Genomic DNA, 24,096 nt, shown 5'->3' on the forward strand with positions numbered 1-24,096 from the left:
GCGCCCCCAGGACGCTCGGTCTCTCCTGATCGGGGTGCCACACGGGGAAGAAGCGTGGTTGCGATCCTGGTCGAGGATGCGTCGCAGGATGGCTCGGACCACGTGCGGATCTGCATCGAGGCGTTGGAACCGGGGCACGACGCTCGACACCAGCCAACGCCACCGGTCGTCGTAGTTGGTAATGCGCGGCCACACCCGTCCGCCGAGGCCACGCGGGTTCGTACGGCCGAGGGTGTGGAAGTAGAACGATGTGAAGGACTCGATCGCCTGGCACGGTCCACGTGTCTCGAACGTCGTTGCCGACCCGATCGAGACGACCCGGGCGTACCCGTCGGAGAGGCGATCGAAGTTGGGTTGCACTACGACGCGCTGCTCGTGCTCGAGAAGGAGGAGATTGCCTTTCCAGACAAGATCCCGTGCTCTTTCTCGGGCCGCTGGCGACGTGTTCGCGTCCTCCAGTACCCGGCGGCCCTGGTCGAGTGCTTCGAATCCGGCCAGCACGGGTGCATAGCGACGCTCGTTTCGCAGGAGGGCGCGGAGCAGTTTGATCCCGTCTTCTGAGGTGACGTAAGCGAGGTGGACCCAGAACAGATCGTCGAAGATGTCGTTGTTCGTCGCCCGGATCGTGTTCGCGTCCTCCGTGAGCACCCGCCACCTCCTCGGTCTGTGAATTTGACCAGAGGAACCCCTGAAAGCGGTCTCGATGTGAAGTGGAAGGAGGGCAACGCGGACGTGGTGCGACGCGATCGCCGCCATCCCGGCCCACTTGAAGTACGTGGGCAGAGCCATGTAGGCCCAGGCATAGGACGACGAGATCTCCCGGTTGCGGTGGACGGCGCAGCGTTCGTCCACCAAGATCTCTTCGGCCAGGGCTTTCCAGCCGGCGATCGTGCGAGGAGGGCCCTGCTGCTGGATTTGATCAAGTGCAAGAAGAAGCCGTTCGCCGCCGAAGTCTCCCTCGGCCAACACTCTAGGAGCCCCCACAGGCATGGCCCGCGCCGGGTTGAGGCTGCGCGCCCTGCTCAGCGACCCTTGGCGGTGCTCGCGCCGGGGCAGGCGGGACGAGGGGCGTACCCCCACCGATTGAGCGGCGTTGGTCCCGGTCATTGCCGGGTTCCTCGGACCATGCTGCGGCGGTCGCACGGCGTCGAACCGCGCTCTACCCAAACTCGTCATGTGTGCCTCCTGGATGATGTGAGGGTGAACCCCCTCATGCATATGACCGTTGTCGGACATGGATCGTGAGGCTGTCAGCCGCATCGCGGCCGTGGTGAGAGTGTTTCCACAGCGCCACTTCGAGCGTGACCACACCGATGACACGTCCTTCGTCCCACATCACGAATCCGAGGCCATCCGACGTTTCCTGATCGTGGTCCACGCATCGGCGCCGATGCTCGTGATGGCCAGCTTGACGGCTGGGCCCATCCGGGCGGTGATCGAGACGTTCGCGCCGGCGCCCAGGACCGCCGAGACGAGGGTGGGGGAGTAGAACGCCTAGTCGCCACGCACCAGCACCGTGAGGCGACCGCGTCGCTCTGGCGGACGTGCCCGAACGGTGATCAGAGGTGCGGCCGTGGTCGCGTGAGTGTCTCGACGCGTGAAGCGGGCCGACCGAGCACGGCGGAGCAAGGCGCTCTAGCGCCGGGGTGCCTCGCGCTTCGGGAGATGGGCGGCCCCGATGGCTACCGAGACGATCCAAGGGACGAGCCGGAGCGGGTCGAACCGGTGGTCGGCTATGGGCCAGTAGACCACCGCAGCAAAGGTCAGGACGATCATGAGCAACAAAGCGACAGCCGCTGCCCGTACTGGCTCTGAAGTGACGAGAGGCCGTGACCCGTGCCGGCACGCCGGTTCGAGTGGCGCGAACGGCTCGACATCACGATGGCTCGACGCCGCACACCTTGGGCTTGCTCGCGAGATGTCGAGATCGGGGTCGTGCAGCACCTCGACCGCCTTGGCCGGTCGCGCAGGCACTCTCGGGTCGCACCTGGGGAACGCGACCCCGACCCCGAGCCCCCACCCGTGCATCGCAGACTCCTGCGTATGCGTTCCGGAACTTGACTTCTCCGCGACCCGGCTTTGGCTCGAGGGACGTCCTCGGTTCGGAGGTCTTCTCTGCCGTGGAGCTTAGCTGTCTTCATGATGCGATTCCTTTTCTCGACGGTCGCGCTTCCCTCCTTCGACCAGTACCGGTCACGCGGCGTGATGCGGCTGATCTCACTGCCTCTCGGGCACCGAGGCGCGCGGACGGGGTGGACATCTCCCCGCCCACACATCACATCCGGCCGCGCAGAGGTGTCTAGGCAGTGAGACCCCGTTCGGGATCGAAATCAGTCAGGAGAAGCATTCATGTTCCGTACTCCACACATCCTCATCGTCGGTGGCGGCTATGCCGGCTTCTACGCCGCGTGGCACCTCGAGAGGCGCCTCAAGCAGTCCGAGGCATCCGTGGCCATCCTCGATCCCCGTCCGTACATGACCTACCAGCCGTTCTTGCCGGAGGTAGTTGCGGGTTCGATCGAGGCACGGCATGTGGCCGTGTCGCTGCGCAGGCACCTGCGGCGAACCACCGTGCTGAGCGGACGCGCCACGTCTATCGACCATGTGAGCAAGTCCGTGCACGCGCGGATGAACGACGGGCGGGAGGTAGAGCTCGCGTACGACACCATCGTGGTCACGGCTGGGGCCGTCACTCGGACGCTGCCCGTGCCGGGCATCGCGGAGTCAGCCTTCGGCCTCAAGCACGTCGAGGAAGCCGTCGCGATCCGTGATGCGTTCCTCACAGCGCTCGACCGAGCCGCGGACATGCCGAAGGGACCGGCGCGCACCAGAGCACTGACCGTCACGTTCATCGGGGGTGGCTTCGCCGGTGTCGAAGGGTTCGGGGAACTGTTGAGCCTGTCGCGCGCCGCCCTGAAAAGGTATCCGGAAATCTCCCCGGACGAGCTCAACTTCCACCTGGTGGAGGCGAGCGAGCGCATCCTGCCCGAGGTTTCCGCCAAGACCGGCGCGTGGGTGGTGCGGTCATTTGAGCATAGAGGTGCCCGTGTGCACCTGAGGACAACCGTCACCTCGGCTTTAGGAGGCGAGGTCATCCTGTCCTCGGGCGAGCGCTTCGAGTCCGATCTGATCGTGTGGACAGCCGGGATTGCCGCCAACCCGACAATCTCCAAGCACACCGACCTGCCCATCAATCAGCGCGGCCTGCTCATCGTGCGCCCCGACCTCCGCATCGGCACGGACGACCACCCGGTGGTCGACGCGTGGGCGACGGGCCCCGCGTGCACGACGGGCGACGCGTGGGCGGCGGGCGACAACGCCGCAGTGCCGGACCTGACACGCACCGCGTCCCCGCCATACGCCTACACCGTGCCCAACGCACAGCACGCTGTTCGTCAGGGCAAACGACTTGCCCGCAACATCACGAAGACGCTGCGCGGCGGGGTGACCCGGCCGTACCGACACCGCAGCCTCGGAACCGTCGCGACGCTGGGACTTGGGACCGGAGTGTTCGAGGCCGGGCCCGTGGTCATCAAGGGATTTCTCGGGTGGCTGATCCATCGCGGTTACCAAGTCCTGGCCATCCCTACCTGGGAACGCAAGATTCGAGTCGCCTCCGTCTGGGTCACCGCACTCTTCCTGGGACGCGACGTCGTGTCGCTGGCCTCGGTCCAACGACCCCGACATGAGTTTGTCAGCGGCGGCCGTCTCGAGCTTCGCACCACGTCGGAGGAGGGTCTAGCGGATGCTGCTTGAGCGGTGGGCAACGCAGTGAGGCCGACGAGTCGTTCCCCACCGCTGGTCGCACACGTTCGGCGTCATCTCCATGGCGGCGATGGTGGTCCTCCTGGTGACGGGGGTGTACCTCGCGTTCTTCTACGAGCCGTCGGGCCCCACGTCACCTACGACGGCAGTACAAGCCGCCGACGGGCATGGAAGTGTCGCCGGCCTACACATCTACGCTTCACCTCAGCTTCGAGGTCCGGCGGTGGATACCGATCCGGCGCCAGTCCGCTTCGTCCTCTGCGACGCGCTGTGGGCGCCTGTGTCCTTGCCACCCGACACTCGTTGCTCCGGTGAGCTGATGCCCGTCATCGCAGGCTTTCCCGAACTACCCTGACCTGCGCGTGTACGCGTCACGCGTGCCTCCTCCGGTGAAGTGGGGGCGGATCCCTCATCACCTACGGCCGCGCGAGAGCGCGGGCTGTGAGGCTGGTTGATGGGGCAGCGCAGCGCAGGGGGCTCAGTTCCACAGCGTGAGCTTGTGCGGGTTCATGACCGTGCGGATCTCGGAGATGAGGCCGTCCACGACTTCGAGGGTGACCACACCGATGACACGTCCTTCGTCCCACATCACGAAGCCGAGTCCGTCCGGTGTCTCCTGCGGCTGAACCGTCCCGTACCGGTTGGTCGCCAGCACGTTCATGATGAAGGTTGCCACCTGACGTGCTCCGATCACGGGCTTGCGTGCGGCCGTGACGACACCGCCTCCGTCGGACCTCCAGGTGACCTCCGGATCCAGCACGGCGACCAGGCCGGCGATGTCCCCGCTTCGGACGGCCGCCGCGAAGGCGGTCACGACCTCGTCGTGCTCTGCACGAGTCACCTGACGTCCGCGCCCGTTCTGCACCCGCCGTCGGGCGGAGGTGGCGAGCTGTCGGCAGGCCGCTGGCGTCCGTCCGACGATATCTGCGATCTCGTTGAAGGGCATCGCGAAGATGTCGTGCAGCACGAACGAGACTCGTTCTGCGGGGGTCATGGATTCGAGGACGAGGAGCAGGGCCGTGCTCACTGTGTCGTCCAGCGTGACCTGCTCGAGCGGGTTGGTGGCCGCTACCGGCAAGCCGTTGGCTGCGTGAGCCGGTATGGGCTCTGGCAGCCACGGTCCGACGTAGGTCTCTCGCCTCCACCGCGCAGACTTGAGGACGTTGAGGCAGACACGGCTGGCCACGCGCGTCAGCCATGCCGCAGGGACCTCGATCACGTCCCGCTCCTCCTGGCTCAACCGGTACCAGCGGACGTAGGTCTCCTGGACCGCGTCCTCTGCTTCGGCCATGGTCCCGAGCATCCTGAACGCCAACGAGATGAGGTGCCGTCGCTCGGCGAGGACCTCGGCCCCCGGCTCCGCCTTGTCCGCTGTCTGCGCCTCAGGGCCCACTCCGCCTGCTGTGTCGTCCACCTGTGTACCTCCTCTGACCTTCTCGACCGGGTGAGGGACTGATATGTGAGGCGGCCCCCTCACATTCTCAGATCTTGGCAGGTCATACCTGTGACCCACCGAAACACGCTGCGGTCGCCGTCGTCATCGACGGCGCCGAGAACGGAGACCCATGCGCATCTTCCTCGCTGGCGGCACTGGGGTCATCGGCAGGAGACTTGTTCCCGCACTGATCGCCGCGGGGCACGAGGTCGTTGCCACGACTCGCCGGCTCGAGAACGTCGATCAGATCAACCGTTCGGGTGGGAAGGGCGTCGTCGTCGACGTCTACGACGCCGCGCGCCTCACCGAGCTGATCTGGACTGCGGCACCGGACCTGGTCATGCACCAGTTGTCCGACCTCCGCCATTTCGACACCGAGGCCACCGCGCGGATCAGGAGAGTGGGTACGAGGAATCTCGTGGCGGCCGCCCAGCAAGCCGGCGTCGGGCGAATCGTGGTGCAGAGCATCGCTTGGGCCTACGAAGACGGCTACGGGCTGGCCAGCGAGGACGAACCGATCGAGGAGGGGTCCGCCGTGGCAGCGATGGAGGAGCTCGTGGGACGCCTGGCCACTGCGACCATCCTCCGCTACGGCTGGTGGTACGGCCCAGGCACCTGGTACGCCGAGGGCGGTCGGGTTGCCGACGCGGTGGCAGAAGGCCTCCTTCCCGCGACTCGCACCGTCAACTCCCTCGTGCACGTCGATGACGCCGTCTCGGCGACCGTCCAGGCGATCGACTGGCCCGCGGGCGTCTACAACATCGCCGACGACGAGCCCGCGCCGGGCACGCAGTGGTTGCCCGTGTACGCGAATGCTATCGGTGCGCCCGCACCGACGTCACCGGTTTGGACCAACCGGTCCCCGGGTGGCCGGGGCGCGTCGAACGCCAAGGCAAGAGCTGCAGGCTGGAAGCCCAGCCACCCCACGTGGCGGTCGGGGTTCGCTGCGGCAGCGCTGGGAGACGAGTGAAACGTCCTGCTGCCGCGCCCTATGGGAATGCGACAGATGCCCGGTCCGCCGCGACGTCTCCCTGAGCCGTTCGCGAAGGCCCGGCAGACGGCCAGATCAGCGCTCCCAGGGGATGACAGTCCAGATCGGCGCCAGGTCCAGGTGCCAGTCGAGCAGGTCGTCGCTGGTGAGAGGCGGCAAAGCCGGGGCAACGTCGGCGGCAGGCAAAGACGGCTCGCTGAGAAACAGCGGCTCGATCCCGGCGAACAGCAGCATGACGACGATGTCTCCGACGATCCGCCACGAAATGGGCAGCTCGCACGACGGGCACGAGCACAGCAACTCAGCCTCGGCACGCGGTCTGACATCCATCCGCACGACGGCCGACGCCATGTCCACGCTGATCTCGGCATCGCACCGTGGGCAAATCATCGGTATCTCGATCACGACAACCTCCTCCACTGGTCAGGATGTACCTCTCCGACCGAGCAGCACCCAGTCTTGTGAGGCGACAGGCCTTCACCAGCAACGACGAGCGAGCCGCAGCCCTGGCGCCCTGGCTGGAGCACGACAACACTGAACGTCGCCATAGCGCACTCGGAGGCAAGCCAGCAATCAGCCGTCTGCCACCAACCTGATGGCCGGGTACAGCTATGCGGGGTGGTGCGGCCGGGCCCGGTGGGCCGGTCCCGGCGCCACGGGCGACCGCGGCTGCGCGTCGGGACCGCTCGTTGTCGGTGAGATGAGGGACAATGTCCGGGTGAAGCTCTACCGGGACGAGGCCGTGGTGCTGCGTACCCGCAAGCTCGGGGAAGCGGACCGGATCCTCACGCTGCTCACCCGCACGCACGGGCAGGTCCACGCCGTCGCGAAGGGGGTGCGCCGCACCTCCTCGAAGTTCGGTGCCCGCCTCGAGCCGTTCAGCGTGATCGACCTGCAGTTGTACAACGGGCGCAACCTGGATGTCGTCACGCAGGTGGACACGCTCGCCCCGCACGGCCGCGCGATCAGCGGGGACTACGGCCTGTTCACCACGGCGACGGCGATGGTCGAGACCGCGGAACGGCTCACCGAGATCGAGCGGGAGCCGGCCACCCAGCAGTACCTGCTGCTCGTCGGGGCGTTGCGCTCCCTGGCCGAGAAGGTGCACCCCTCCAGCCTGGTGCTCGACTCCTACCTGCTGCGCGCCCTCGCGATCGCCGGGTGGGCACCCACGTTCACCGAGTGCGCCCGCTGCGACGCCGCCGGCCCGCACCGGTCCTTCTCCGCGCCGCTGGGCGGCATCATCTGCACGAACTGCCGCCCGCCCGGTGCCGCGGCGCCCGCCCCGGAGACGGTGGGGCTGCTCGGTGCACTGCTCGCGGGGGACTGGGGCCACGCCGACGTCAGCCACGAGCGGCACCGCAAGGAGGCTTCCGGGCTGGTCGCGGTGTACACCCAATGGCACCTGGAGCGTCAGCTGAAGTCGTTGCGGCACGTGGAGCGCGCGTGAGGGCCGAGCCCGTCGCTCCACCGGCGCACCTCACCGGTGCTCGTCCGCCGGAGGTGCCCGCCGCTCTCGTCCCCAAGCACGTGGCCATCGTGATGGACGGCAACGGCCGGTGGGCCAACGCCCGCGGGCTGACCCGCAACGAGGGCCACGCCGCGGGGGAGGCGGTCCTGCTGGACGTCGTCGCCGGAGCGATCGAGATGGGCGTCACCCACATCAGCGCGTACGCGTTCTCCACCGAGAACTGGAAGCGGTCACCGTCCGAGGTCCGCTTCCTGATGGGCTTCAACCGGGACGTGCTGCGCCGGCGCCGGGACCTGATGAACTCCTGGGGCGTGCGGGTGCGCTGGGCGGGCCGCCGGCCGCGGCTGTGGCGGTCCGTCATCAACGAGCTCGAGGAGGCCGAGCGGCTCACAGACGGGAACTCCACCTGCACACTGACCATGTGCGTGAACTACGGCGGCCGGGCCGAGATCACCGACGCAGTGCGGGCCATCGGCCGCGAGGTGGCCGCCGGCCGGCTCGACCCCGAGCGGATCACCGAGCGCACCGTGGCCCGTCACCTGGACGAACCGGACATGCCGGACGTGGACCTGTTCCTGCGCACCTCGGGGGAGCAGCGGGCCTCGAACTTCCTGATCTGGCAGTCCGCCTACGCCGAGATGGTGTTCATCGACAAGCCCTGGCCGGACTGTGACCGCCGTGATCTCTGGGACGCCGTGGTGACCTACGCCCGCCGGGACCGGCGCTACGGCGGGGCCGTCGACAAGCCGGGTGCAGAGGGCGGATCGGACGAGCGCAGGGGCTGACGGCGGGCGGAAGGTTGCGTGCATCACCGCACGGATGCCGCCGACCGACGTTCCGGTCGCGCCGCCGGCCGTCAGGCGCGGTCCGCGGCGCTCTTCTCCGCGACCTACCCAGCGGGTCCTGCCGGCGCAGCCGGCGCCTGCGTCTCGGACTCGACCACCTCGGCGAAGGTATCGATGACGCCGTCGCCGGTTCCGCCGTCGGGAGCCTCGACGTGCGCCACCGGACCGGTGCCGCGCTGCGACCGGTGCCGGCGCCGCAGAACCACGGCCACCACGACGGCGACCACCAGCGCCGCGATCACGGCGAGCCCGAGCGGGCTACCCGCGGCGGCGGCGAGCGCCGCCTCCCAGACCGCGAAGCCGATCGTCGCGTAGATGGCCCCCCACGCGATCGCGCCGGGGATCTGCGCCAGCGTGTACTTCCACCACGTGATCCGCAGCACGCCGGCGCCGGCCTGCACCATCGACTGGAACCCGACGGTCAGGTAGCACACGGGTACCGCGAACAGGCCCCAGCGGCGGATCGCGCGGATGCCGGCGTCCGCGCCGCCACCCTGCAGCCAGGCATGCGCCCTGAGGGTCCAGCCCTGCGTCGGGTGGGTGCGCCGCAACGCCTGTTCCGTGACGATCCGGCCGGCCCAGTACATGCCCTGCCCACGCAACATCGCGCCGCAACTGAGCAGCAGCATGGTGAGCCAGAACGGCAGCTCAGCCAGGAAGTCAGGCATCCCGGGTGTCCACCGCCCCCGCAGCCATGCACTCGGCGCAGGTGCCGAACAGTTCGGCGGTGTGCTCGACGTCGACGAAGCCGTGCGACTGCCCGACGTCGGCGGCCCAGTGCTCCACGACGCCGGCGTCCAGCTCGACGGTCCGGCCGCAGATCCGGCAGACCAGGTGGTGGTGGTGCACCTGCTTGCGGCAACGGCGGAACAGCGACTCGCCCTCGGCGTTGCGCAGGACGTCCACGTCGCCGTTCTCGGCGAGGGTCTGCATGGTGCGGTAGACGGTCGCCAGGCCGACCGAGTGGCCGGCCTCGCGCAGCATGTCGTGCAGCTGCTGCGCGCTGCGGAAGTCCTCGGTGTCGGCGAGGACCTCGCTCACGGCCGCGCGCTGGCGGGTCATGCGTTGCATCGTCACTCCTGAGCACCGGCCTTGCTGACGTTGACGTCGTCATCCATGTCCGGATGAGGATCGGCGGCGCGCCCCCGCCCGGCGCCCAGCAGGGGGCGGACGGCCGCTATCACAGCGTAGACGCAGATCGCCAGGACAACGATCGTGGCGCCCGGCGCGAGGCGGTGGAAGAAGGTGATGACGAGGCCGATGACGCAGACGGCGGCGCCGCCTCCCATCGCCGTGAACATGGTGCGCCGGAACGAGGACGTGACCAGTTGCGCGATGGCGACCGGCACGATCATCAGCGCGCTCACCAGCAGCAGCCCGACCACGCGCATCGAGACCGTCACGGTCAGCGCGGCGACCACCGCGATCAGGATGTTCAGCACCTGCACCGGCAGACCGGTGGAGCGGGCGAACTCCTCGTCCTGGGAGACCGCGAACAGGGCGGTCCGGAGCCCGATACCGACGGCCATGATGACGGCGGCCATGATGACCGTCATGACCAGGTCGCCGGTGGTGATGGTGGCGAGGGACCCGAACAGGTAGGCGGTCAGGTTCGCGTTCGTGCCCCCGGCGAGGCTGATGATCACGACACCGCCGGCGATGCCGCCGTAGAAGAGCAGCGCGAGCGCCACGTCACCGCTGGTGCGTCCGCGCGAGCGGACCACCTCGATGAGGATGGCGCCGATCACGGCGGCGATGACGGCACCCAGGACCGCGTAGGCGTCGTTCGGTTCGGCGCCGGTCCACGAGCCGACGAGCCAACCCATGGCGACGCCCGTGAGCGCGACGTGACCCACGCCGTCGCCCAGCAGGGAGAGCCGCCGCTGCACCAGGTACGTACCGATCACGGGTGCGGCGAGACCGACCACCAGGGCGGCGATCAGGGACCGCTGCAGCATCGGGCTGGAGACGACGGAGATCAGGCTGTCGAGGAGGCTCATGGTAGGGACCTCGGGGTGACGGCCTCGCGCACGTCGGTCGGCTCGTGGCGGCCGTGGTCGAGGTGGACGTGCTCATGATCCGCGGCGCCGTGGCCGGGTGCGGGGGCCGGGGCGCCACCGTCGTGGGCGACGACGCCGTGGCGGAGCACTACGCACCGCTGGATCAGCGGGCGGATCGGGCCGAGCTCGTGGAGCACGATGCCTACGGTGGTGCCCTCGGACTGGAGCGTGGTCAGCAGCCTGGCGAACGTGGCCTGGGTGGGGCGGTCCACGCCCGCCATGGGCTCGTCGAGCAGGAGCAGCTCCGGCGCTCGCACGAGCGCGCGGGCGATCGCGACCCGTTGCTGCTGCCCGCCGGAGAGCTGGTGCAACGGGCTGTGCGCGCGGTCGGCCAGGTCCACCGACGCCAGGGCGTCGAGGGCCCGGGTGCGCCCGCCGCGGGGGACGTGCCAGCGGCGGTCGTGGAGCAGCCCGGTCAGGACCACCTCGAGGGCGGTGGCGGGGATGCCGGAACCGACCGAGGCGCGTTGCGGCACGTAGCCGATCCGCGGCCAGGGGACCTGCCGCCGCTGGTTGCGCACGGAGATCCCGAACAGGCTGGCGTCGCCGCCCGAGATCGGGACCAGGCCGAGCAGCGCGCGCATCAGCGTGGACTTACCGGACCCGTTCGCGCCGAGGAGGGCGACGACCTCACCCTCGCCGACGGTCAGGTCGATGCCGCGCAGGATGGTCGCCGAGCCCAGGTCGACCCGCAGATCGGTCACACTGATGAGGTCGCTCATGCGCAGCCGAGCGCCTCCGTGAGTTCGTCAAGGTTGATCCGCATCACCGAAAGATAGTCCTGTTCCGGATCGGTCAGGCCCTCGATCGGGTCCAGGACGCCGACGTCGATGCCGAGGTCCTCGGCCAGGACCTCCGCGACCTTCGGGCTGACCAGGGTCTCGGTGAAGATGGTGGTGACGCCCGCGTCCTCGACGATGTGACCGATCTCGGTCAGCCTGGCGGGGGCGGGCTCGCTCTCCGGGTCCAGGCCGGAGATGCCCACCTGGGTCAGGCCGTACTGGTCGGTGAGGTAGCCGAACGCGGCGTGGGAAACCACGATGACGTCGCGCTCGCAGGTGCCCAGCGCAGCCCTGTACTCCTCGTCCAGACCGGTCAGCTCGGCGGTCAGGGCCTGCGCGTTCGCGGTGTAGGCGTCGGCGTTGTCCGGGTCGGCCTCGCTGAACGTGTCCGCGACGGCGGCGGCGACGGCCGCGACGCGGGTCGGGTCGAGCCAGAAGTGCGGGTCCTCGCCCTCGAGGCCGTGGTCGTGGCCGTCGTCCTCGGTGTGGCCGTCCTCGGCTTCGTCGTGTTCGGCTTCGTCGTCCTCGGTGTGGCCGTCCTCGGCTTCGTCGTGTTCGGCTTCCTCGTGCTCGTCGTGCTCGTCGTGCTCGTCGTGCTCGTCGCCGGTGGCCGCCTCGGACTCGTCGCCGCCGTGGATCACGAGGTCGGCCGAGTCGGCCGTGTCCAGGATCAAGGGCCCGGACGTGTCGGCCAGCGCATCGTCGATGGCGGGCTGGAACCCGGACAGGAACACCACGACGTCCGCGTCCTCGAGAGCCAGCACGTCGACGGGGGAGAGCTCCAGGTCATGCGGCTCGGCGCCCGCCGGCGTCAGGTTGGACACCTCGACCAGGTCGCCACCGACCTGCTCCGCCACGAACTGCAGCGGGTAGAACGTGGTCAGCGCCGTCAGCTCACCGCCCGCCGAGCCCTCGTCCGCGTCCGACGAACCGGCACACCCGGCCAGTGCGAGGGCGGTCACGGCGGTCAGAGCGGTCAGGACGTACCCGCGGCGAAGTCTGTGCATGGGAACCATTCTCACTTGCAGGCCCGGATGCTGTCAAAGTGTCCGGTGCCCGCCACGAGTGGCCTTGGTCACGCCGGCCCGTGCCGCCCACGTCCTGGCGCCGGTTCGTGACCGGCCCGGAGGTGAGCCAGGGGGTTCCCGGTGAGCCAGAGGGTTCCGGTGCTCTGGGTCACCCGGAACCCTCTGGTTCAAGCCGGATATGGCGGCGGCAGGGACGGGTACCGAGGGTTCGGATCTGCTCATGGACAGATTCGCGTTATGCCAGGTTGTCCCCAGATCGGTCGGCGCAACTCGTTGCCGGGACCAATACCGTCGATGGTGGGGAGATGTCCACGCTGCCCGGCCCGCCTACTCCACCGGAAGTCATCCTGGCGCACGAGCGTGGTGCCGAGAATCTGGCGACGTTCCGCCGCGGCGGTGCTCACACGCGGGTACGGCGCGGAGCGCTCGTCCGGACGAGTGAGTCGGGGGCCCCATGGGAACGGGCTGATCACCTCACCCTCGCGCGCTGTGCGGCCGTGGCTGCGCAGCTGTCGTGTCGGTTCGCCTTCAGCCATGAGACCGCCGTCCTCCTCCACGGCGGCTGGATCGACCACCCTGACGATCTCGTACACATGAGCCAGTGGTCATCGCCCAACATCGTGAAGGGTTCCGACCTGCGCCGGCACCACGCGCCCTGGCTCAGGGGCGGTGACGTGATCGAGATCCATGGACTTCCGGTGACCAGTCTCGAACGGACGATGATCGATTGCGCGATGGCACTTCAGCCCGACCGTGCGCTCGCCGCCGTGGACAGCCTGCTCCGAATCCTGTTGAACCCGCGGCGGGACCACCCCGAACGTCATGCGATTCGGCTCGCGGCAGTCCGGGCCGGCCTCATCGAGCAACTGGAGGAGTCGCCGGGGCGTCGTGGGCTCGTGAGCGCACGCGCGATACTCGCTCACGCCGACCCCCTGAGCGAGTCCCCTGGTGAATCGAAGCTGCGATATATCGCTCTTGCCCACGGGCTTCCCGTGCCGACCACTCAGATGCGCGTGCCCACGGACGCAGGTGTGAAATACCTCGACCTCGGCTGGCTGATGCGGGTACAGGACGGCCCCGACGGGCGCAGGCTCGGGTACCGTGTCGGCGCCGAGTATGACGGCAGGGCCAAGTATCGCCCCGATCAGGGCTCGGAGCGCGGGCGCGAAGGGTACAGGGACGACGCCCTGTATGCCGAGAAGGTCAGAGCAGATGCCCTCGGTCGGGCGGGCGTCCACCCGGAGAGATTCGTGCACCATCACCTCATGGATCCAGCCGCGGCGGTGGCACGGATGCGGGCAGCGTTCCCGGCACCGGTTCGCCCTGACCTGCACCCGCGCCCCGCACTCATGCCGTCGCCCGGTCGACGGTGACATCCCGAGCACCGTGGCACAGAGCCTTCCGGGTGGGATAGAGGGATACACCCCTCTTCCTCACCCGCATCCCTCTTGCTCACCGGGGTTCGGTGGGTGCGCCCCTGCCGGGTGTCACCCGCGCCGCCCCGACCTGCCCGCAGACCAGACACTCGCTCACCGACAGGTAGCCTGTCCGGTGGGTCTCGCCCGGGCCAGCCAGGCTCGGGCCCGCACGTCCGGAACCAGCCAGGACCGGACACACATCCAGGAGTGAGTCAGTTGGCCAAGGAGCCGTCCCGTCTCGATGCCGTCGTCAATCTCGCGAAGCGCCGCGGGTTCGTGTTCCCGTCCGGTGAGATCTACGGCGGTACCAAGTCCGCGTGGGACTACGGGCCGCTCGGCGTCGAGCTGAAGGAGAACATCAAGCGGCAGTGGTGGCAGAACATGGTCCGCGGCCGCGATGACGTCGTGGGCCTCGACTCCATGGTGATCCTGCCCAAGCAGGTCTGGGTCGCCTCCGGCCACGTCGGCGTGTTTACCGACCCGCTCACCGAGTGCATGTCCTGTCACCGCCGGTTCCGCGCGGACCACCTCGAGGAGGAGTTCGAGGAGAAGAAGGGCCGCGCGCCGGAGAACGGCCTCGCGGACATCGCCTGCCCGAACTGCGGTACCCGCGGGCAGTGGACCGAGCCGCGCGACTTCAACATGATGCTCAAGACCTACCTCGGCCCCGTCGAGGAGGAGTCCGGGCTGCACTACCTGCGCCCCGAGACGGCTCAGGGCATCTTCGTGAACTTCGCGACCGTGATGGGCGCCGCCAGGAAGAAGCCGCCGTTCGGCATCGGCCAGATCGGCAAGTCCTTCCGCAATGAGATCACCCCCGGGAACTTCATCTTCCGCACCCGCGAGTTCGAGCAGATGGAGATGGAGTTCTTCGTCGCCCCCGGCACGGACGAGGAGTGGCACCAGTACTGGATCGACGCCCGCACCGACTGGTACACCGACCTGGGCATCGCCCGGGACAACCTGCGCCACTTCGAGCACCCGAAGGAGAAGCTCTCCCACTACTCCAAGCGGACCGTGGACATCGAGTACCGGTTCGGCTTCCAGGGCAGCGAATGGGGTGAGCTCGAGGGGATCGCGAACCGCACGGACTTCGACCTGACCACGCACACCGAGCATTCGGGCCAGGACCTGTCCTACTTCGACCAGACCACCGGCGAGCGCTGGGTGCCGTACGTGATCGAGCCCGCGGCCGGCCTGACCCGCTCGCTGATGGCGTTCCTGGTCGAGTCCTACTACGAGGACGAGGCCCCGAACGCGAAGGGTGGCGTGGACAAGCGCACGGTCCTGCGCCTGGACCCGCGCCTGGCGCCGGTCAAGGCTGCGGTGCTGCCGCTGTCCCGCAACGAGCAGCTCTCCCCGGTCGCCAAGGACCTTGCCGCGGAGCTGCGCAAGAACTGGAACGTCGACTTCGACGACGCCGGTGCCATCGGTCGCCGCTACCGCCGCCAGGACGAGGTCGGTACCCCGTTCTGCATCACGGTGGACTTCGACACCGCGGACGACCAGGCCGTGACCATCCGCGAGCGTGACTCCATGACGCAGGAGCGGGTCGCGCTCGACCAGGTCTCCGGCTACCTCGCCGCGCGCCTAGTCGGCGCCTGATCGCCCGGGCCCGATGAGCCACCAGCACACCGAACTCGATCCTGATCGCGACCTCGGCGTCGTCGGTGCTCGTCGGGCCCGCCGCATCCTCGCGGCGTGCGTCCTGCCGCTGCTGATCGCCACGATCGTCGGCCTGATCGCACTCTGGCCAGGCAGCGACACCCCGATCGGCTCCCTCGAGAACCCCGTCGAGGGCCCCAACTTCACCACTGCCACCGTGGTGGAGGTGACCGGGGTCGTCGGTGAGGAGGTCCGCGCCGAGCTGCACGACGGAACCGGCAGGATCGTCCCGGTCCAGGTGCCGCCGGAGATCGTCGAGTCCGGCATCGAGGTCGGCTCGCAGATGCGGATCTTCTTCACCGCCAGCGCGCTCGGCTCTGGGAGCCCGTACGTCTTCGTCGACTTCGTGCGCGACGTGCCACTGATCATCCTCGGCATCGTCTATGCGCTGGTGGTGCTCGCCGTCGCCCGGTTGCGCGGGTTCATGGCGATCGTCGGGCTGCTCGCGAGCCTGGGCGTGGTGGGCGTGTTCCTGATCCCGGCACTGATGGCCGGCGGCCCGCCGCTGCTGGTGACGCTCGTCGGCGCCAGCGCGATGATGTTCTTCGCCGTGTATCTCGCGCATGGGATCTCGATCCGGACCACGACCGCGCTGCTCGGCACCTTCATCGGCCTCGCCGCCACCGTTGCCCTGGCTGCCTGGGCCACCGGCGCAGCCAGCCTCACCGGCGCGAACTCCGACTCCTCGCTCGTGCTGAACTCGGTCCTGCCCGGCGTGAACCTGCGTGACATCCTGCTCTGCGGCATCGTGATCGCCGGCCTCGGTGCCCTCAACGACGTCACCATCACGCAGGCATCGGCCGTCTGGGAGCTGCGCGCCGCATCCCCGAACGCCCCGCTGCGCCAGGTGTTCGGCCGTGCCATGCGGATCGGTCGCGACCACATCGCCTCGACCGTCTACACGCTCGCGTTCGCCTACGTCGGCACGGCGCTGCCGGTCCTGATGATCGTCATGCTCTACGACCGATCGCTCGGCAGCACGCTGACCGCGGGGGAGATCGCCGAGGAGGTCGTCCGCACCCTGGTCTCATCGATCGGCCTGGTGCTCGCCATCCCCGCGACGACCGCGATCGCGACGCTGCTGGTCGCCTCGTCCAGGGCGCGCGACCGGTTCGCGGTGCTCGCAACGCCCGACGGCGGCGGTGCGGTTCCAGCGGAGCTCGCCGAAACCGGTGGTGCTGTTCGTGACAAGCCTGCCGACGGCGGTGGTGCCGTTCGTGACAAGCCTGCCGACGGCGGTGGTGGCGTTCGCGAGAGGCGTCGCGACGGCGGTGGTGCGCACCGTGCCGAGCCGACCGACGACGATGGCGGCGCCGAAAACCAACCCGGACCGGACGCCGTCGACCGGTAGTTCGCGGACTGGCTCGCCGAGACAGGGGCGGGCAGACGGACGGCGGCGAGCCGGCGTGGGGCGGCGATCGGACGCCGGCCATCACACTCTCATCGTCAAACCGGTTGACCTCCCATCGTCAAACCGGTTAACCTAGGGATCTCAGGTCGAGCTCACAGTCGAGGGAAACTAGATGGCGAAGCCGACGATCGGCGATGTGGCCCGTGTCGCGGGGGTCACACGTGCCACGGTCTCGCACGCCTACAGCGGCAAGCGCCCGATCTCGGCGCCGACGAAGGCCCGGGTCTACGAGGCGGCCGAGTCGCTCGGCTGGGTGCCCAGCCACAGTGCGCGTGCCCTCGCGACGCGACGTGCCAACGCCGTCGGAATGGTCATTGCGCGCGATCCGGGCGTGATCGCCTCGGACTCCTTCTTCCCGGCGTTCATCGCCGGCCTGGAGTCGGGCCTGGCCGATGCCGAGGTGGCCCTGCTGCTGCAGGTGGCGGCCTCGCGCTCCGCGGAGGAGCGGGCTTACCGGTCGATGGCGCACGGCAAGGCGGACGGCGTGATCGTCATCGACCTGCACCGCTCGGACTGGCGGGTGCCGTTCCTCGCCGAGCTCGGACTCACCGCGGTGCTCCTGGGCGCCTATGAGCAGGAGAGCCCGTTCTCGTGCGTGCGCAGCGACGACGCCGTGCAGATGCGGGAACTCATCACGCACCTGCGCGGTCTCGGGCACGAGCGGATCGCACACGTCTCCGGACCGCTCGGCTACGTGCATTCGCACGCCCGCGCTCGCGCCTACGTCGAGGAGATCGGATCGGAGGAGCTGCTCCGCGAGGGTGACTTCGGGGCGGCCAGCGGGCGCGACCTCACCGCGGAGCTGCTCGACGTGGCGGATCGGCCGACCGCGGTGCTGTACGCCAACGACACGATGGCGATCGCGGGCCTGTCCCTCGCGCGCAGCCGCGACTTCAAGGTGCCCGACGACCTGGCGCTCGCGGGCTTCGACGACGACCACCTGTCCGCGCACCTGTCCCCGGCCCTGACCTCCGTCGCGACCGACCCGTTCCGGCGGGGTCGGATCACGGCCGAGGTGCTCCTGGCCGACATCGGCGGGGCCACGCCCCGGTCCGTCGAACTCGACTGCAACGAACTGCGACTGCGCGCCAGCACAGCCGCGCCAGCACCATCAATCGCTCAAGGAGGAGACCGATGAAGACCACCACACGCACCCTCGCGGTGATCGGGGCCGTGGCCCTGCTCGCAGCCGGATGTTCCGGAGGAGGCGACGGCGGCGGTGAAGGCGGCGACGGAGCCGCCGGCGGCACCGGCCCCATCACCATTTGGACGTCGAACAACGAGGCTGAGCTCGCCTGGGCCACCGCAGTCGTGGACGCCTGGAACGCCGAGCACCCGGACGAACAGGTGACCGCCCAGGAGATCCCGGCCGGCGCCTCCTCGGAGGAAGCCATCACCGCCGCCATCACGGCCGGGACCGCACCCTGCCTCGTGTACAACATCGCGAACGCCGCAGTCTCGGGCTGGGTCCGCCAGGGTGGCCTGGTCAACCTGTCCGAGTTCGAGGACGGCGCTTCCTACATCGAGGACCGCAGTGGCGAGAACGTCACGAGCTACCAGACCGATGGTTCCTATTACCAGCTTCCATGGAAGTCCAACCCGGTGATGGTCATGTACAACAAGACCGTCTTCGCTGCGGCCGGGCTCGACCCGGAGAACCCCGGGATGGCGACCTTCGACGAGTTCCTCGAGGGCTCGCGGCAGATCGTCTCCTCCGGCGCGGCGGCCAGCGCGATCTGGCCCTCGCCGACGAGCGAGTTCTACCAGCCGTGGTTCGATTTCTATCCGCTCTTCCTGGCCGAGACCGGTGGCACGATGCTCGTCGAGGACGGTGCATCGACCTTCAACACCGACGAGGGCCGGGCGGTCGGGGAGTTCTGGGCGACGATGTACTCCGAGGGCCTCTCGCCCCAGGAGGCGTCCACTGACGACGCGATGTCCGCGGGCACCACCGCGATGCAGCTCGCCGGCCCGTGGGCGATCGCGTCCTACGCGGAGAGCGTCGATGTCGGATTCATGCCGGTGCCGTCGTCGAGCGGCGCCGACGAGGTCTTCACGTTCGCCGACTCCAAGAACATCTCCATGTTCACCTCGTGCGAGAACCAGGCCACGGCCTGGGAGTTCCTGAAGTTCACCACGAGCGAGGAGAACGACGGCCTGCTCCTGGAGAACACCGGGCAGATGCCGATCCGCACCGACCTGGCCACCACCTTCAGCGACTACTTCGCCGCCAACCCGATGTACGAGGCGTTCGCCAGCCAGACCGAGCGGGTGGCCGACGTGCCGAGCATCGACAACTCCGTCGAGGTCTGGCAGGTGTTCCGGGACGAATACTCCTCGGCCGTGATCTTCGGGAGCGAGTCCGTGGACGACTTCCTCACCAACGCCGAGACCGAGATCAACGGTCTCGTCGGAGAGTGACGTGACCACGACCGCTACTCGGCTGCGCACCCCACGCCGTCCGTGGTGGGGTGTGCAGCCGATCGGCACCCTGTTCGCGCTGCCGTACCTGGTGTTCGTTGCGGTGGTGTTCCTGTACCCGCTCTGTTTTGCGGTGTACATCGCCTTCCACGACTACATCTTCACGGCGCCGGGCGTCACGGTTCCCACGCCGTTCGTGGGGTTCGACAACTTCGTCGACGTCCTCACCGACCCGCAGGTCCTCCAGTCGTTCCGCAACACCGGGGTGTTCCTCGTCATCTTCGTGCCGCTCACCGTGGTGCTCTCCCTCGTCCTCGCGACCGCGCTGAACGCAGGGATCCGGTTCGCCTCGGCCTTCCGAGTGGCGTTCTACGTGCCGTACCTGACGGCGAGCGTGTCCCTGGTCGGCGTCTGGATGCTGCTGTTCGCTCAGAACGGCCTGATCAACACGATCCTCGGCCCGCTCGCCCCGAGCCCGTCCTGGCTCATCAACTCGGGCCTGGCGATGCCCACGATCGCGTTGTACGTCACCTGGAAACAACTGGGCTTCTACATCCTGCTGTACCTCGCGGCGCTGCAGAACATCCCGAAGGAGCTCTACGAGTCCGCGGAGACCGACGGCGCGAACGGGCGTCAACGGTTCCTGAACGTGACTGTGCCCGGGGTCCGCAGCACGACCACCCTGGTACTGATCCTGGCGATCATCCTCGGCGCGAACCTGTTCACCGAGCCGTACCTGCTCACCAACGGCGGTGGCCCGGACGGGGCCAGCGCCACGCCGGTGCTGCTCATCTACCAGCAGGGCATCCAACAGCAGAACCCGGACACCGCGTCCGCGATCGGGATGATCCTCGTCATCGTCGTCGGCCTGCTGTCGCTGGTTGCGAGCCGACTGAACCGGGAGACCTGAGATGAGGACGAAGATCCGCTGGTGGCGGTACGCGCTGCTCACCTTGGCCGCGCTGGCGTTCGCCTTTCCGTTCTACTTCATGGTGGTCGGCGCGTTCCAGGTCAGCCCCACGAACTCGCCGTCGTCGCTGTTCCCGACGGACGGCTGGACCACCCAGAACTTCACGAACGTCAACGCCCGGCTCGATCTGGCCGGCTCCCTGCTGAACTCGCTGATCTTCACCACGGGCGTGCTGCTGGGTACCGTCGTGTTCGGTCTGCTCGCCGGCTACGCGCTGGCCCGCCTGGACTTCCGGGGCAGGACCGCCACCTGGGTGCTGATGCTGCTCATCCAGATGGTGCCGTTCCAGTTGCTGATGATCCCGCTGTACGTGCAGGTCACCCGTACCTACGGGCTCGGGGACAGCTACCTCGGGATGATCGTGCCGTTCGCGATCAACACCACAGCCGTGTTCATCTTCACGCAGTTCTTCCGCGCCCTGCCACAGGAGGTGTTCGAGGCCGCCCGGATCGACGGCGCCAGCGAGATGCGCATCTTGCGCTCCGTCGCCGTCCCGCTCGTGCGGCCCGCCCTGGTCACCGTGCTCCTGGTGACGTTCATCGGGCCGTGGAACGAGTTCCTGTGGCCGTTCCTGATCACCAAGGACGTGACGATGCAGCCGTTGGCGGTCTCTCTCGCGAACTACATCAGCAACGTCGCCGGGTCCACCGCCAACGCGAACGGGGCGATCCTCGCCGGCGCCACCACGCTGGCGTTCCCCGTCGTCATCCTGTTCTGCATCTTCCAGCGCTACTTCAAAGCGTCCGAGATCGGCTCCGCCGTCAAGGGCTGAGAGGAACAAATGTTTACCGATGCCACCTTCCCGCTGGGACCGTTCGTCCCGTACGAGGGCAACCCGATCCTGCGTCCGAAGGGCAACAGCTGGGAATCGTCCAACCTGTACAACCCCGCTGCTCTCGTGGACGGCGACGAGGTGGTGCTCCTGTACCGGGCGCACGCCGAGGACATCGTGTCCCATATCGGCCTCGCCCGGAGCTCGGACGGTTACACGTTCGAACGCGAGGACGCCCCGGTGTTCTCCCCACAGGAGGACTACGAACGGTTCGGCGCCGAGGACCCCCGGATCGTCCTGATCGAGGGCGTCTACTACCTGACCTACACCGGCTGGGACCGCCACAGCGCGCAGTTGTGCCTGGCCACCTCGACCGACCTGCACACCTGGACGCGCCACGGCCCGATGTTCGACGACTTCGACACGTTCGCGACCGTCGACCCGCGCGGCCACAACTGGTCCAAGGCCGGCGTGATCGTCCCGATGCGGATGCAGGGCAAGTGGTGGATGTACTTCGGCGAGGGCGCGATCTACTGGGCGACCAGTGACGACCTGATCCACTGGACGCCCGGTACGCCCGACACCGAGCCGATGTATTCCCCCACGCCCGGCTCCTTCGACGCCGACCTGGTGGAGATCGGCACCTCCCCGGTCCTGACCACGAACGGCCTGCTCGTCATGCTCACCAACGGGGCGACCCGCACGGTGCACTCCGACGGCCGGGTGGAGGTCGACTACCGCTGCGGCCAGATCGCGATCGACCCGGACGACCCGACCACGGTCCTGGCCCGGATGCAGGTGCCCTGGCTGCGGCCGCAGACCTTCGAGGACCGGCACGGGCTCGTCTCGAACGTCACCTTCGTGGAGGGCCTGGTCTCCTTCCGCGGCAAGTGGTTCGCCTACTACGGGCAGTCGGACACCACGCTCGCCGTCGCCGTGCACGACCCCGCCCAGCCCTGGGGCGCGCAGGTGCGCGCCGCACTCGAGTCAAAGGAGACACGAAGATGAGAACCTCCCGCCGCGCGTTCCTGGGCGCGCTCGCCGCGGCCGGCGCCGTCGTGGCCACCGCCCCGACCGCCGTCGCCGACCCGGTCGCACCAGACGCCGGCCACGACCGGCTCGCCAACCTCGACCACCTGCGGTTCCTGCTCGGCGAGGTGCCGCTGACGCCGTCGACGGCGCACACCACCTATCGCATCGACGCCGAGCCGGTCGCGTTGGCGCCCTGGACCTACGCCGATGCCGACGGCGGATCGTTCCGTCGGTTGGGCGGCGGCACCTTCGACCCGGCGACCGGGTATTACGGCCAGGGTGCGTTCAATGCCGACGACATCTCCCGCGCCGCAGTCGTGTTCCTGCGGGACTGGCAGGCCTCGGGTGACGACCGCAGCCGCACCCACGCCTACGAGAACCTGCGGGCGCTGGCCTACCTGCAGACCGTCGACGGGCCGAACACCGGCAGGGTGGTGCTCTGGCAGCAGTTCGACGGCTCACTCAACCCGAGCGCGGAGCCGGTCGAGCTGCCCGACCCGTCGGACTCGGCCGAGTCGTACTGGCTGGCGCGCACCGTCTGGGCGCTCGGCGAGGGATACGCGGCCTTCAGTGGTGAGGACGACGCCTTCGCCGCGTTCCTGTCCGAACGCCTGCACCTGGCACTGGACGCCCTCGATGAGGAGTCGCTCTCGCGGTACGGCCAGTTCGTCACCAGCGACGGCGTCGACCTGCCCGCCTGGCTCATCGGCGGCGGCGCCGATGCCACCGCCGAGGCGGTGCTCGGCCTGGTCGCGGCGCAGACCGCTGCACCCGACGACCGGGTCGGCAGCGCCCTCGAACGCTACGTCGAGGGGATCGCCGCGATGGGGACCGCAACCGGCGGGTGGCCGTTCGGTGCCGTGCTGCCGTGGACCGGGTCACTCGGCTTCTGGCACGCGTGGGGTGGCGCCGCGCCGGAGGCCCTGGCCCGCGCGGGGCAGGCCCTGGGTCGCGATGACCTGGTCGACGTGGCGATCGCTGACGCCGGCACGTTCACCCCGCTGGTGCTCGCCTGCGGAGGGCCGAACAACGCGTGGGCGCCCCTGCCCGCGGAGGCCCAGATCGCCTACGGCGCGCACGGGCGGGTGGCCGCCGCCCTGGCCGCGGCCGACGCGGGCGGCGGACCAGGGCTCCGCGAGCTCGCCGGGCTGGCCGCCGGGTGGTTCTTCGGGGCGAACACGGCGGGCACCGCCGTCTACGACCCAGCCACAGGGGTCACCTTTGACGGGGTCGAGACGGACGGGCGGATCAACCGCAACTCCGGTGCGGAGTCCACGATCCACGGGCAGCTCACCATGCTCGCCCTGGACACCCGGCCCGACGTCGCCGCGCTCGCCCGCTCGATCACGTCCCTGCACGCGTTCGAAGGGCTCAGCGCCGTCGACGCCGAGACCGCCCGGTTCAGTGCCGGCTGCACGGTGGTGACCCCCAGCGATGGCGCGTGGATGGGCGAGGGAAACCTCTCCGGCGGCGCCTACCTGCAGGTCCCGGCAGGGGAGTGGGTCGAGTTCGACCTCGACGCCGAGCAGGCCGCGCTGGCGTATCCGATCGTGTGGCGCACGGACGCCGAGGCGGGCACCGCCAGGTGGAGTGTCGTCGGCGGTGCGGCACTCGGCGTCACGGCCAACGGCGGCACCGGGGCGGCTGGCCTGACCGAGGTTCCCGGCAGCCTCATCCCACAGGGCCTGGACGGGGCAGTCCCGGCGGGGGCCGTGACCGTCCGCTGCGAGAGCGACGGGGACCTGCGCCTCGACGCGCTGCTGCTGCGTCCCCTGGTGACGACCGCGCATTACGCCACCACGGGAGCCGACGCGGTGCTCTACGTCAACGCGGGTGACCGGGTCACCCTGACGCCCGCGCTCGCCAGCGGCACCGCTCGCGCGTACACGCACGCCGGGAAGCAGCGCGGCCTGATGCGAGCGGGTCGCAAGGTTCGGCTGGTCGAGGGCGGATTCACGATCAGCCGCTGAGACGTGCCCGGCGCGGTGACGGGCCGCGCCGGGCACAGCGCGTGCGCGGTGAGCCTCGAC

General features: G+C 69.0%; 20 protein-coding genes and 2 pseudogenes. 14 read left to right on the forward strand and 8 right to left on the reverse strand.

Annotated elements, in window-relative coordinates:
- Window positions 1–96: 96 nt before the first annotated feature.
- Window positions 97–1,260: pseudogene (locus KCQ71_RS27860) on the reverse strand (DUF2515 family protein); the annotation flags it as partial.
- A gap of 1,089 nt (window positions 1,261–2,349) precedes the next feature.
- Between KCQ71_RS27860 and KCQ71_RS03675 the strand changes: the two are divergent.
- Window positions 2,350–3,756, forward strand: a complete 1,407-nt coding sequence (locus KCQ71_RS03675; RefSeq protein ID WP_154794662.1) for an NAD(P)/FAD-dependent oxidoreductase — start codon at window positions 2,350–2,352, stop codon at window positions 3,754–3,756.
- A gap of 487 nt (window positions 3,757–4,243) precedes the next feature.
- Here KCQ71_RS03675 and sigJ read toward each other — a convergent pair whose 3' ends face one another.
- Window positions 4,244–5,179, reverse strand: coding sequence for an RNA polymerase sigma factor SigJ (gene sigJ, locus KCQ71_RS03680; protein ID WP_223402957.1), 936 nt, complete (start codon window positions 5,177–5,179; stop codon window positions 4,244–4,246).
- Window positions 5,180–5,330: 151 nt separating this feature from the next.
- Here sigJ and KCQ71_RS03685 point away from each other — a divergent pair, with 151 nt between their 5' ends.
- Window positions 5,331–6,170, forward strand: coding sequence for an NAD-dependent epimerase/dehydratase family protein (locus tag KCQ71_RS03685; RefSeq protein WP_223402959.1), 840 nt, complete (start codon window positions 5,331–5,333; stop codon window positions 6,168–6,170).
- A 96-nt stretch (window positions 6,171–6,266) separates the two neighbouring features.
- Here the strand turns inward: KCQ71_RS03685 and KCQ71_RS03690 are convergent, their stop codons facing one another.
- On the reverse strand, window positions 6,267–6,596 hold the full coding sequence (locus KCQ71_RS03690; RefSeq protein ID WP_223402961.1) for a hypothetical protein: 330 nt from the start codon (window positions 6,594–6,596) through the stop codon (window positions 6,267–6,269).
- Between the two features lie 62 nt (window positions 6,597–6,658).
- On the opposite strand from KCQ71_RS03690, the pseudogene KCQ71_RS03695 reads away from it, so the two are divergent.
- The 3 genes and pseudogenes from KCQ71_RS03695 to KCQ71_RS03705 all read left to right on the forward strand — a co-directional run.
- Window positions 6,659–6,787: pseudogene (locus KCQ71_RS03695) on the forward strand (IS481 family transposase); the annotation flags it as partial.
- A gap of 122 nt (window positions 6,788–6,909) precedes the next feature.
- Window positions 6,910–7,641 carry a DNA repair protein RecO gene (recO, locus tag KCQ71_RS03700; protein WP_223402963.1) on the forward strand — a complete coding sequence of 244 codons (732 nt, stop codon included), beginning with the start codon at window positions 6,910–6,912 and terminating at the stop codon, window positions 7,639–7,641.
- Window positions 7,590–8,447, forward strand: a complete 858-nt coding sequence (locus KCQ71_RS03705; RefSeq protein WP_154794658.1) for an isoprenyl transferase — start codon at window positions 7,590–7,592, stop codon at window positions 8,445–8,447. The genes recO and KCQ71_RS03705 overlap by 52 nt, the downstream gene beginning before the upstream one ends.
- Window positions 8,448–8,551: 104 nt before the next feature.
- Here KCQ71_RS03705 and KCQ71_RS03710 read toward each other — a convergent pair whose 3' ends face one another.
- Genes KCQ71_RS03710 through KCQ71_RS03730 form a run of 5 tightly spaced genes read right to left on the reverse strand, consistent with a single transcriptional unit; the run spans window position 8,552 to window position 12,356 of the window.
- Entirely contained in the window at window positions 8,552–9,175 is a 624-nt protein-coding gene (locus KCQ71_RS03710) for a DedA family protein (RefSeq protein ID WP_154794657.1), read from the reverse strand.
- Complete coding sequence (locus KCQ71_RS03715) at window positions 9,168–9,578, reverse strand: Fur family transcriptional regulator (RefSeq protein WP_154794656.1); 411 nt, start codon at window positions 9,576–9,578, stop codon at window positions 9,168–9,170. The genes KCQ71_RS03710 and KCQ71_RS03715 overlap by 8 nt, the downstream gene beginning before the upstream one ends.
- A gap of 2 nt (window positions 9,579–9,580) precedes the next feature.
- Complete coding sequence (locus KCQ71_RS03720; RefSeq protein ID WP_223402965.1) at window positions 9,581–10,507, reverse strand: metal ABC transporter permease; 927 nt, start codon at window positions 10,505–10,507, stop codon at window positions 9,581–9,583.
- A complete protein-coding gene (locus KCQ71_RS03725; RefSeq protein WP_223402967.1) occupies window positions 10,504–11,289 on the reverse strand; it encodes a metal ABC transporter ATP-binding protein in 786 nt (261 codons plus the stop codon). Before KCQ71_RS03725 ends, KCQ71_RS03720 begins: the two co-directional genes overlap by 4 nt.
- The gene (locus tag KCQ71_RS03730; RefSeq protein WP_223402969.1) at window positions 11,286–12,356 is read right to left on the reverse strand and encodes a metal ABC transporter substrate-binding protein; all 1,071 of its coding nucleotides are present in this window, start codon (window positions 12,354–12,356) and stop codon (window positions 11,286–11,288) included. Before KCQ71_RS03730 ends, KCQ71_RS03725 begins: the two co-directional genes overlap by 4 nt.
- A 326-nt stretch (window positions 12,357–12,682) precedes the next feature.
- On the opposite strand from KCQ71_RS03730, the gene KCQ71_RS03735 reads away from it, so the two are divergent.
- From KCQ71_RS03735 to KCQ71_RS03775, 9 genes are all read left to right on the forward strand, one after another.
- A complete protein-coding gene (locus tag KCQ71_RS03735; RefSeq protein WP_223402971.1) occupies window positions 12,683–13,750 on the forward strand; it encodes a hypothetical protein in 1,068 nt (355 codons plus the stop codon).
- Window positions 13,751–14,011: 261 nt separating this feature from the next.
- Complete coding sequence (locus KCQ71_RS03740; protein ID WP_223403280.1) at window positions 14,012–15,400, forward strand: glycine--tRNA ligase; 1,389 nt, start codon at window positions 14,012–14,014, stop codon at window positions 15,398–15,400.
- Between the two features lie 13 nt (window positions 15,401–15,413).
- Entirely contained in the window at window positions 15,414–16,811 is a 1,398-nt protein-coding gene (locus tag KCQ71_RS03745; RefSeq protein ID WP_223402973.1) for a YibE/F family protein, read from the forward strand.
- Between the two features lie 172 nt (window positions 16,812–16,983).
- Window positions 16,984–18,009 (forward strand): LacI family DNA-binding transcriptional regulator, encoded by a 1,026-nt coding sequence (locus KCQ71_RS03750; protein WP_223402975.1) that lies wholly within the window; start codon window positions 16,984–16,986, stop codon window positions 18,007–18,009.
- Entirely contained in the window at window positions 18,006–19,292 is a 1,287-nt protein-coding gene (locus tag KCQ71_RS03755; RefSeq protein ID WP_223402977.1) for an extracellular solute-binding protein, read from the forward strand. Before KCQ71_RS03750 ends, KCQ71_RS03755 begins: the two co-directional genes overlap by 4 nt.
- Window position 19,293: 1 nt before the next feature.
- The gene (locus KCQ71_RS03760) at window positions 19,294–20,202 is read left to right on the forward strand and encodes a carbohydrate ABC transporter permease (RefSeq protein WP_223402979.1); all 909 of its coding nucleotides are present in this window, start codon (window positions 19,294–19,296) and stop codon (window positions 20,200–20,202) included.
- A 1-nt stretch (window position 20,203) separates the two neighbouring features.
- Window positions 20,204–21,034, forward strand: coding sequence for a carbohydrate ABC transporter permease (locus tag KCQ71_RS03765; RefSeq protein WP_223402981.1), 831 nt, complete (start codon window positions 20,204–20,206; stop codon window positions 21,032–21,034).
- Between the two features lie 9 nt (window positions 21,035–21,043).
- A complete protein-coding gene (locus KCQ71_RS03770; RefSeq protein ID WP_223402983.1) occupies window positions 21,044–22,042 on the forward strand; it encodes a glycoside hydrolase family 130 protein in 999 nt (332 codons plus the stop codon).
- Window positions 22,039–24,036 carry a twin-arginine translocation signal domain-containing protein gene (locus tag KCQ71_RS03775; RefSeq protein ID WP_223402985.1) on the forward strand — a complete coding sequence of 666 codons (1,998 nt, stop codon included), beginning with the start codon at window positions 22,039–22,041 and terminating at the stop codon, window positions 24,034–24,036. The genes KCQ71_RS03770 and KCQ71_RS03775 overlap by 4 nt, the downstream gene beginning before the upstream one ends.
- Window positions 24,037–24,096: the final 60 nt, after the last annotated feature.

The sequence above is a fragment of the Occultella gossypii genome (assembly GCF_019947135.1).
GTDB classification, from domain to species: Bacteria; Actinomycetota; Actinomycetes; order Actinomycetales; family Beutenbergiaceae; genus Occultella; species Occultella gossypii.

Excerpts from the sequence above, each read along its gene's own strand:
- KCQ71_RS03735 (WP_223402971.1), top strand. The coding sequence starts at position 12,683 with ATGTCCACGCTGCCCGGCCCGCCTACTCCACCGGAAGTCATCCTGGCG.
- KCQ71_RS03725 (WP_223402967.1), bottom strand. The coding sequence starts at position 11,289 with ATGAGCGACCTCATCAGTGTGACCGATCTGCGGGTCGACCTGGGCTCG.
- KCQ71_RS03765 (WP_223402981.1), top strand. The coding sequence starts at position 20,204 with ATGAGGACGAAGATCCGCTGGTGGCGGTACGCGCTGCTCACCTTGGCC.
- KCQ71_RS03720 (WP_223402965.1), bottom strand. The coding sequence starts at position 10,507 with ATGAGCCTCCTCGACAGCCTGATCTCCGTCGTCTCCAGCCCGATGCTG.
- KCQ71_RS03775 (WP_223402985.1), top strand. The coding sequence starts at position 22,039 with ATGAGAACCTCCCGCCGCGCGTTCCTGGGCGCGCTCGCCGCGGCCGGC.
- KCQ71_RS03730 (WP_223402969.1), bottom strand. The coding sequence starts at position 12,356 with ATGCACAGACTTCGCCGCGGGTACGTCCTGACCGCTCTGACCGCCGTG.
- KCQ71_RS03745 (WP_223402973.1), top strand. The coding sequence starts at position 15,414 with ATGAGCCACCAGCACACCGAACTCGATCCTGATCGCGACCTCGGCGTC.
- KCQ71_RS03685 (WP_223402959.1), top strand. The coding sequence starts at position 5,331 with ATGCGCATCTTCCTCGCTGGCGGCACTGGGGTCATCGGCAGGAGACTT.
- KCQ71_RS03715 (WP_154794656.1), bottom strand. The coding sequence starts at position 9,578 with ATGCAACGCATGACCCGCCAGCGCGCGGCCGTGAGCGAGGTCCTCGCC.
- KCQ71_RS03710 (WP_154794657.1), bottom strand. The coding sequence starts at position 9,175 with ATGCCTGACTTCCTGGCTGAGCTGCCGTTCTGGCTCACCATGCTGCTG.
- KCQ71_RS03770 (WP_223402983.1), top strand. The coding sequence starts at position 21,044 with ATGTTTACCGATGCCACCTTCCCGCTGGGACCGTTCGTCCCGTACGAG.
- KCQ71_RS03705 (WP_154794658.1), top strand. The coding sequence starts at position 7,590 with ATGGCACCTGGAGCGTCAGCTGAAGTCGTTGCGGCACGTGGAGCGCGC.
- KCQ71_RS03750 (WP_223402975.1), top strand. The coding sequence starts at position 16,984 with ATGGCGAAGCCGACGATCGGCGATGTGGCCCGTGTCGCGGGGGTCACA.
- KCQ71_RS03755 (WP_223402977.1), top strand. The coding sequence starts at position 18,006 with ATGAAGACCACCACACGCACCCTCGCGGTGATCGGGGCCGTGGCCCTG.
- KCQ71_RS03675 (WP_154794662.1), top strand. The coding sequence starts at position 2,350 with ATGTTCCGTACTCCACACATCCTCATCGTCGGTGGCGGCTATGCCGGC.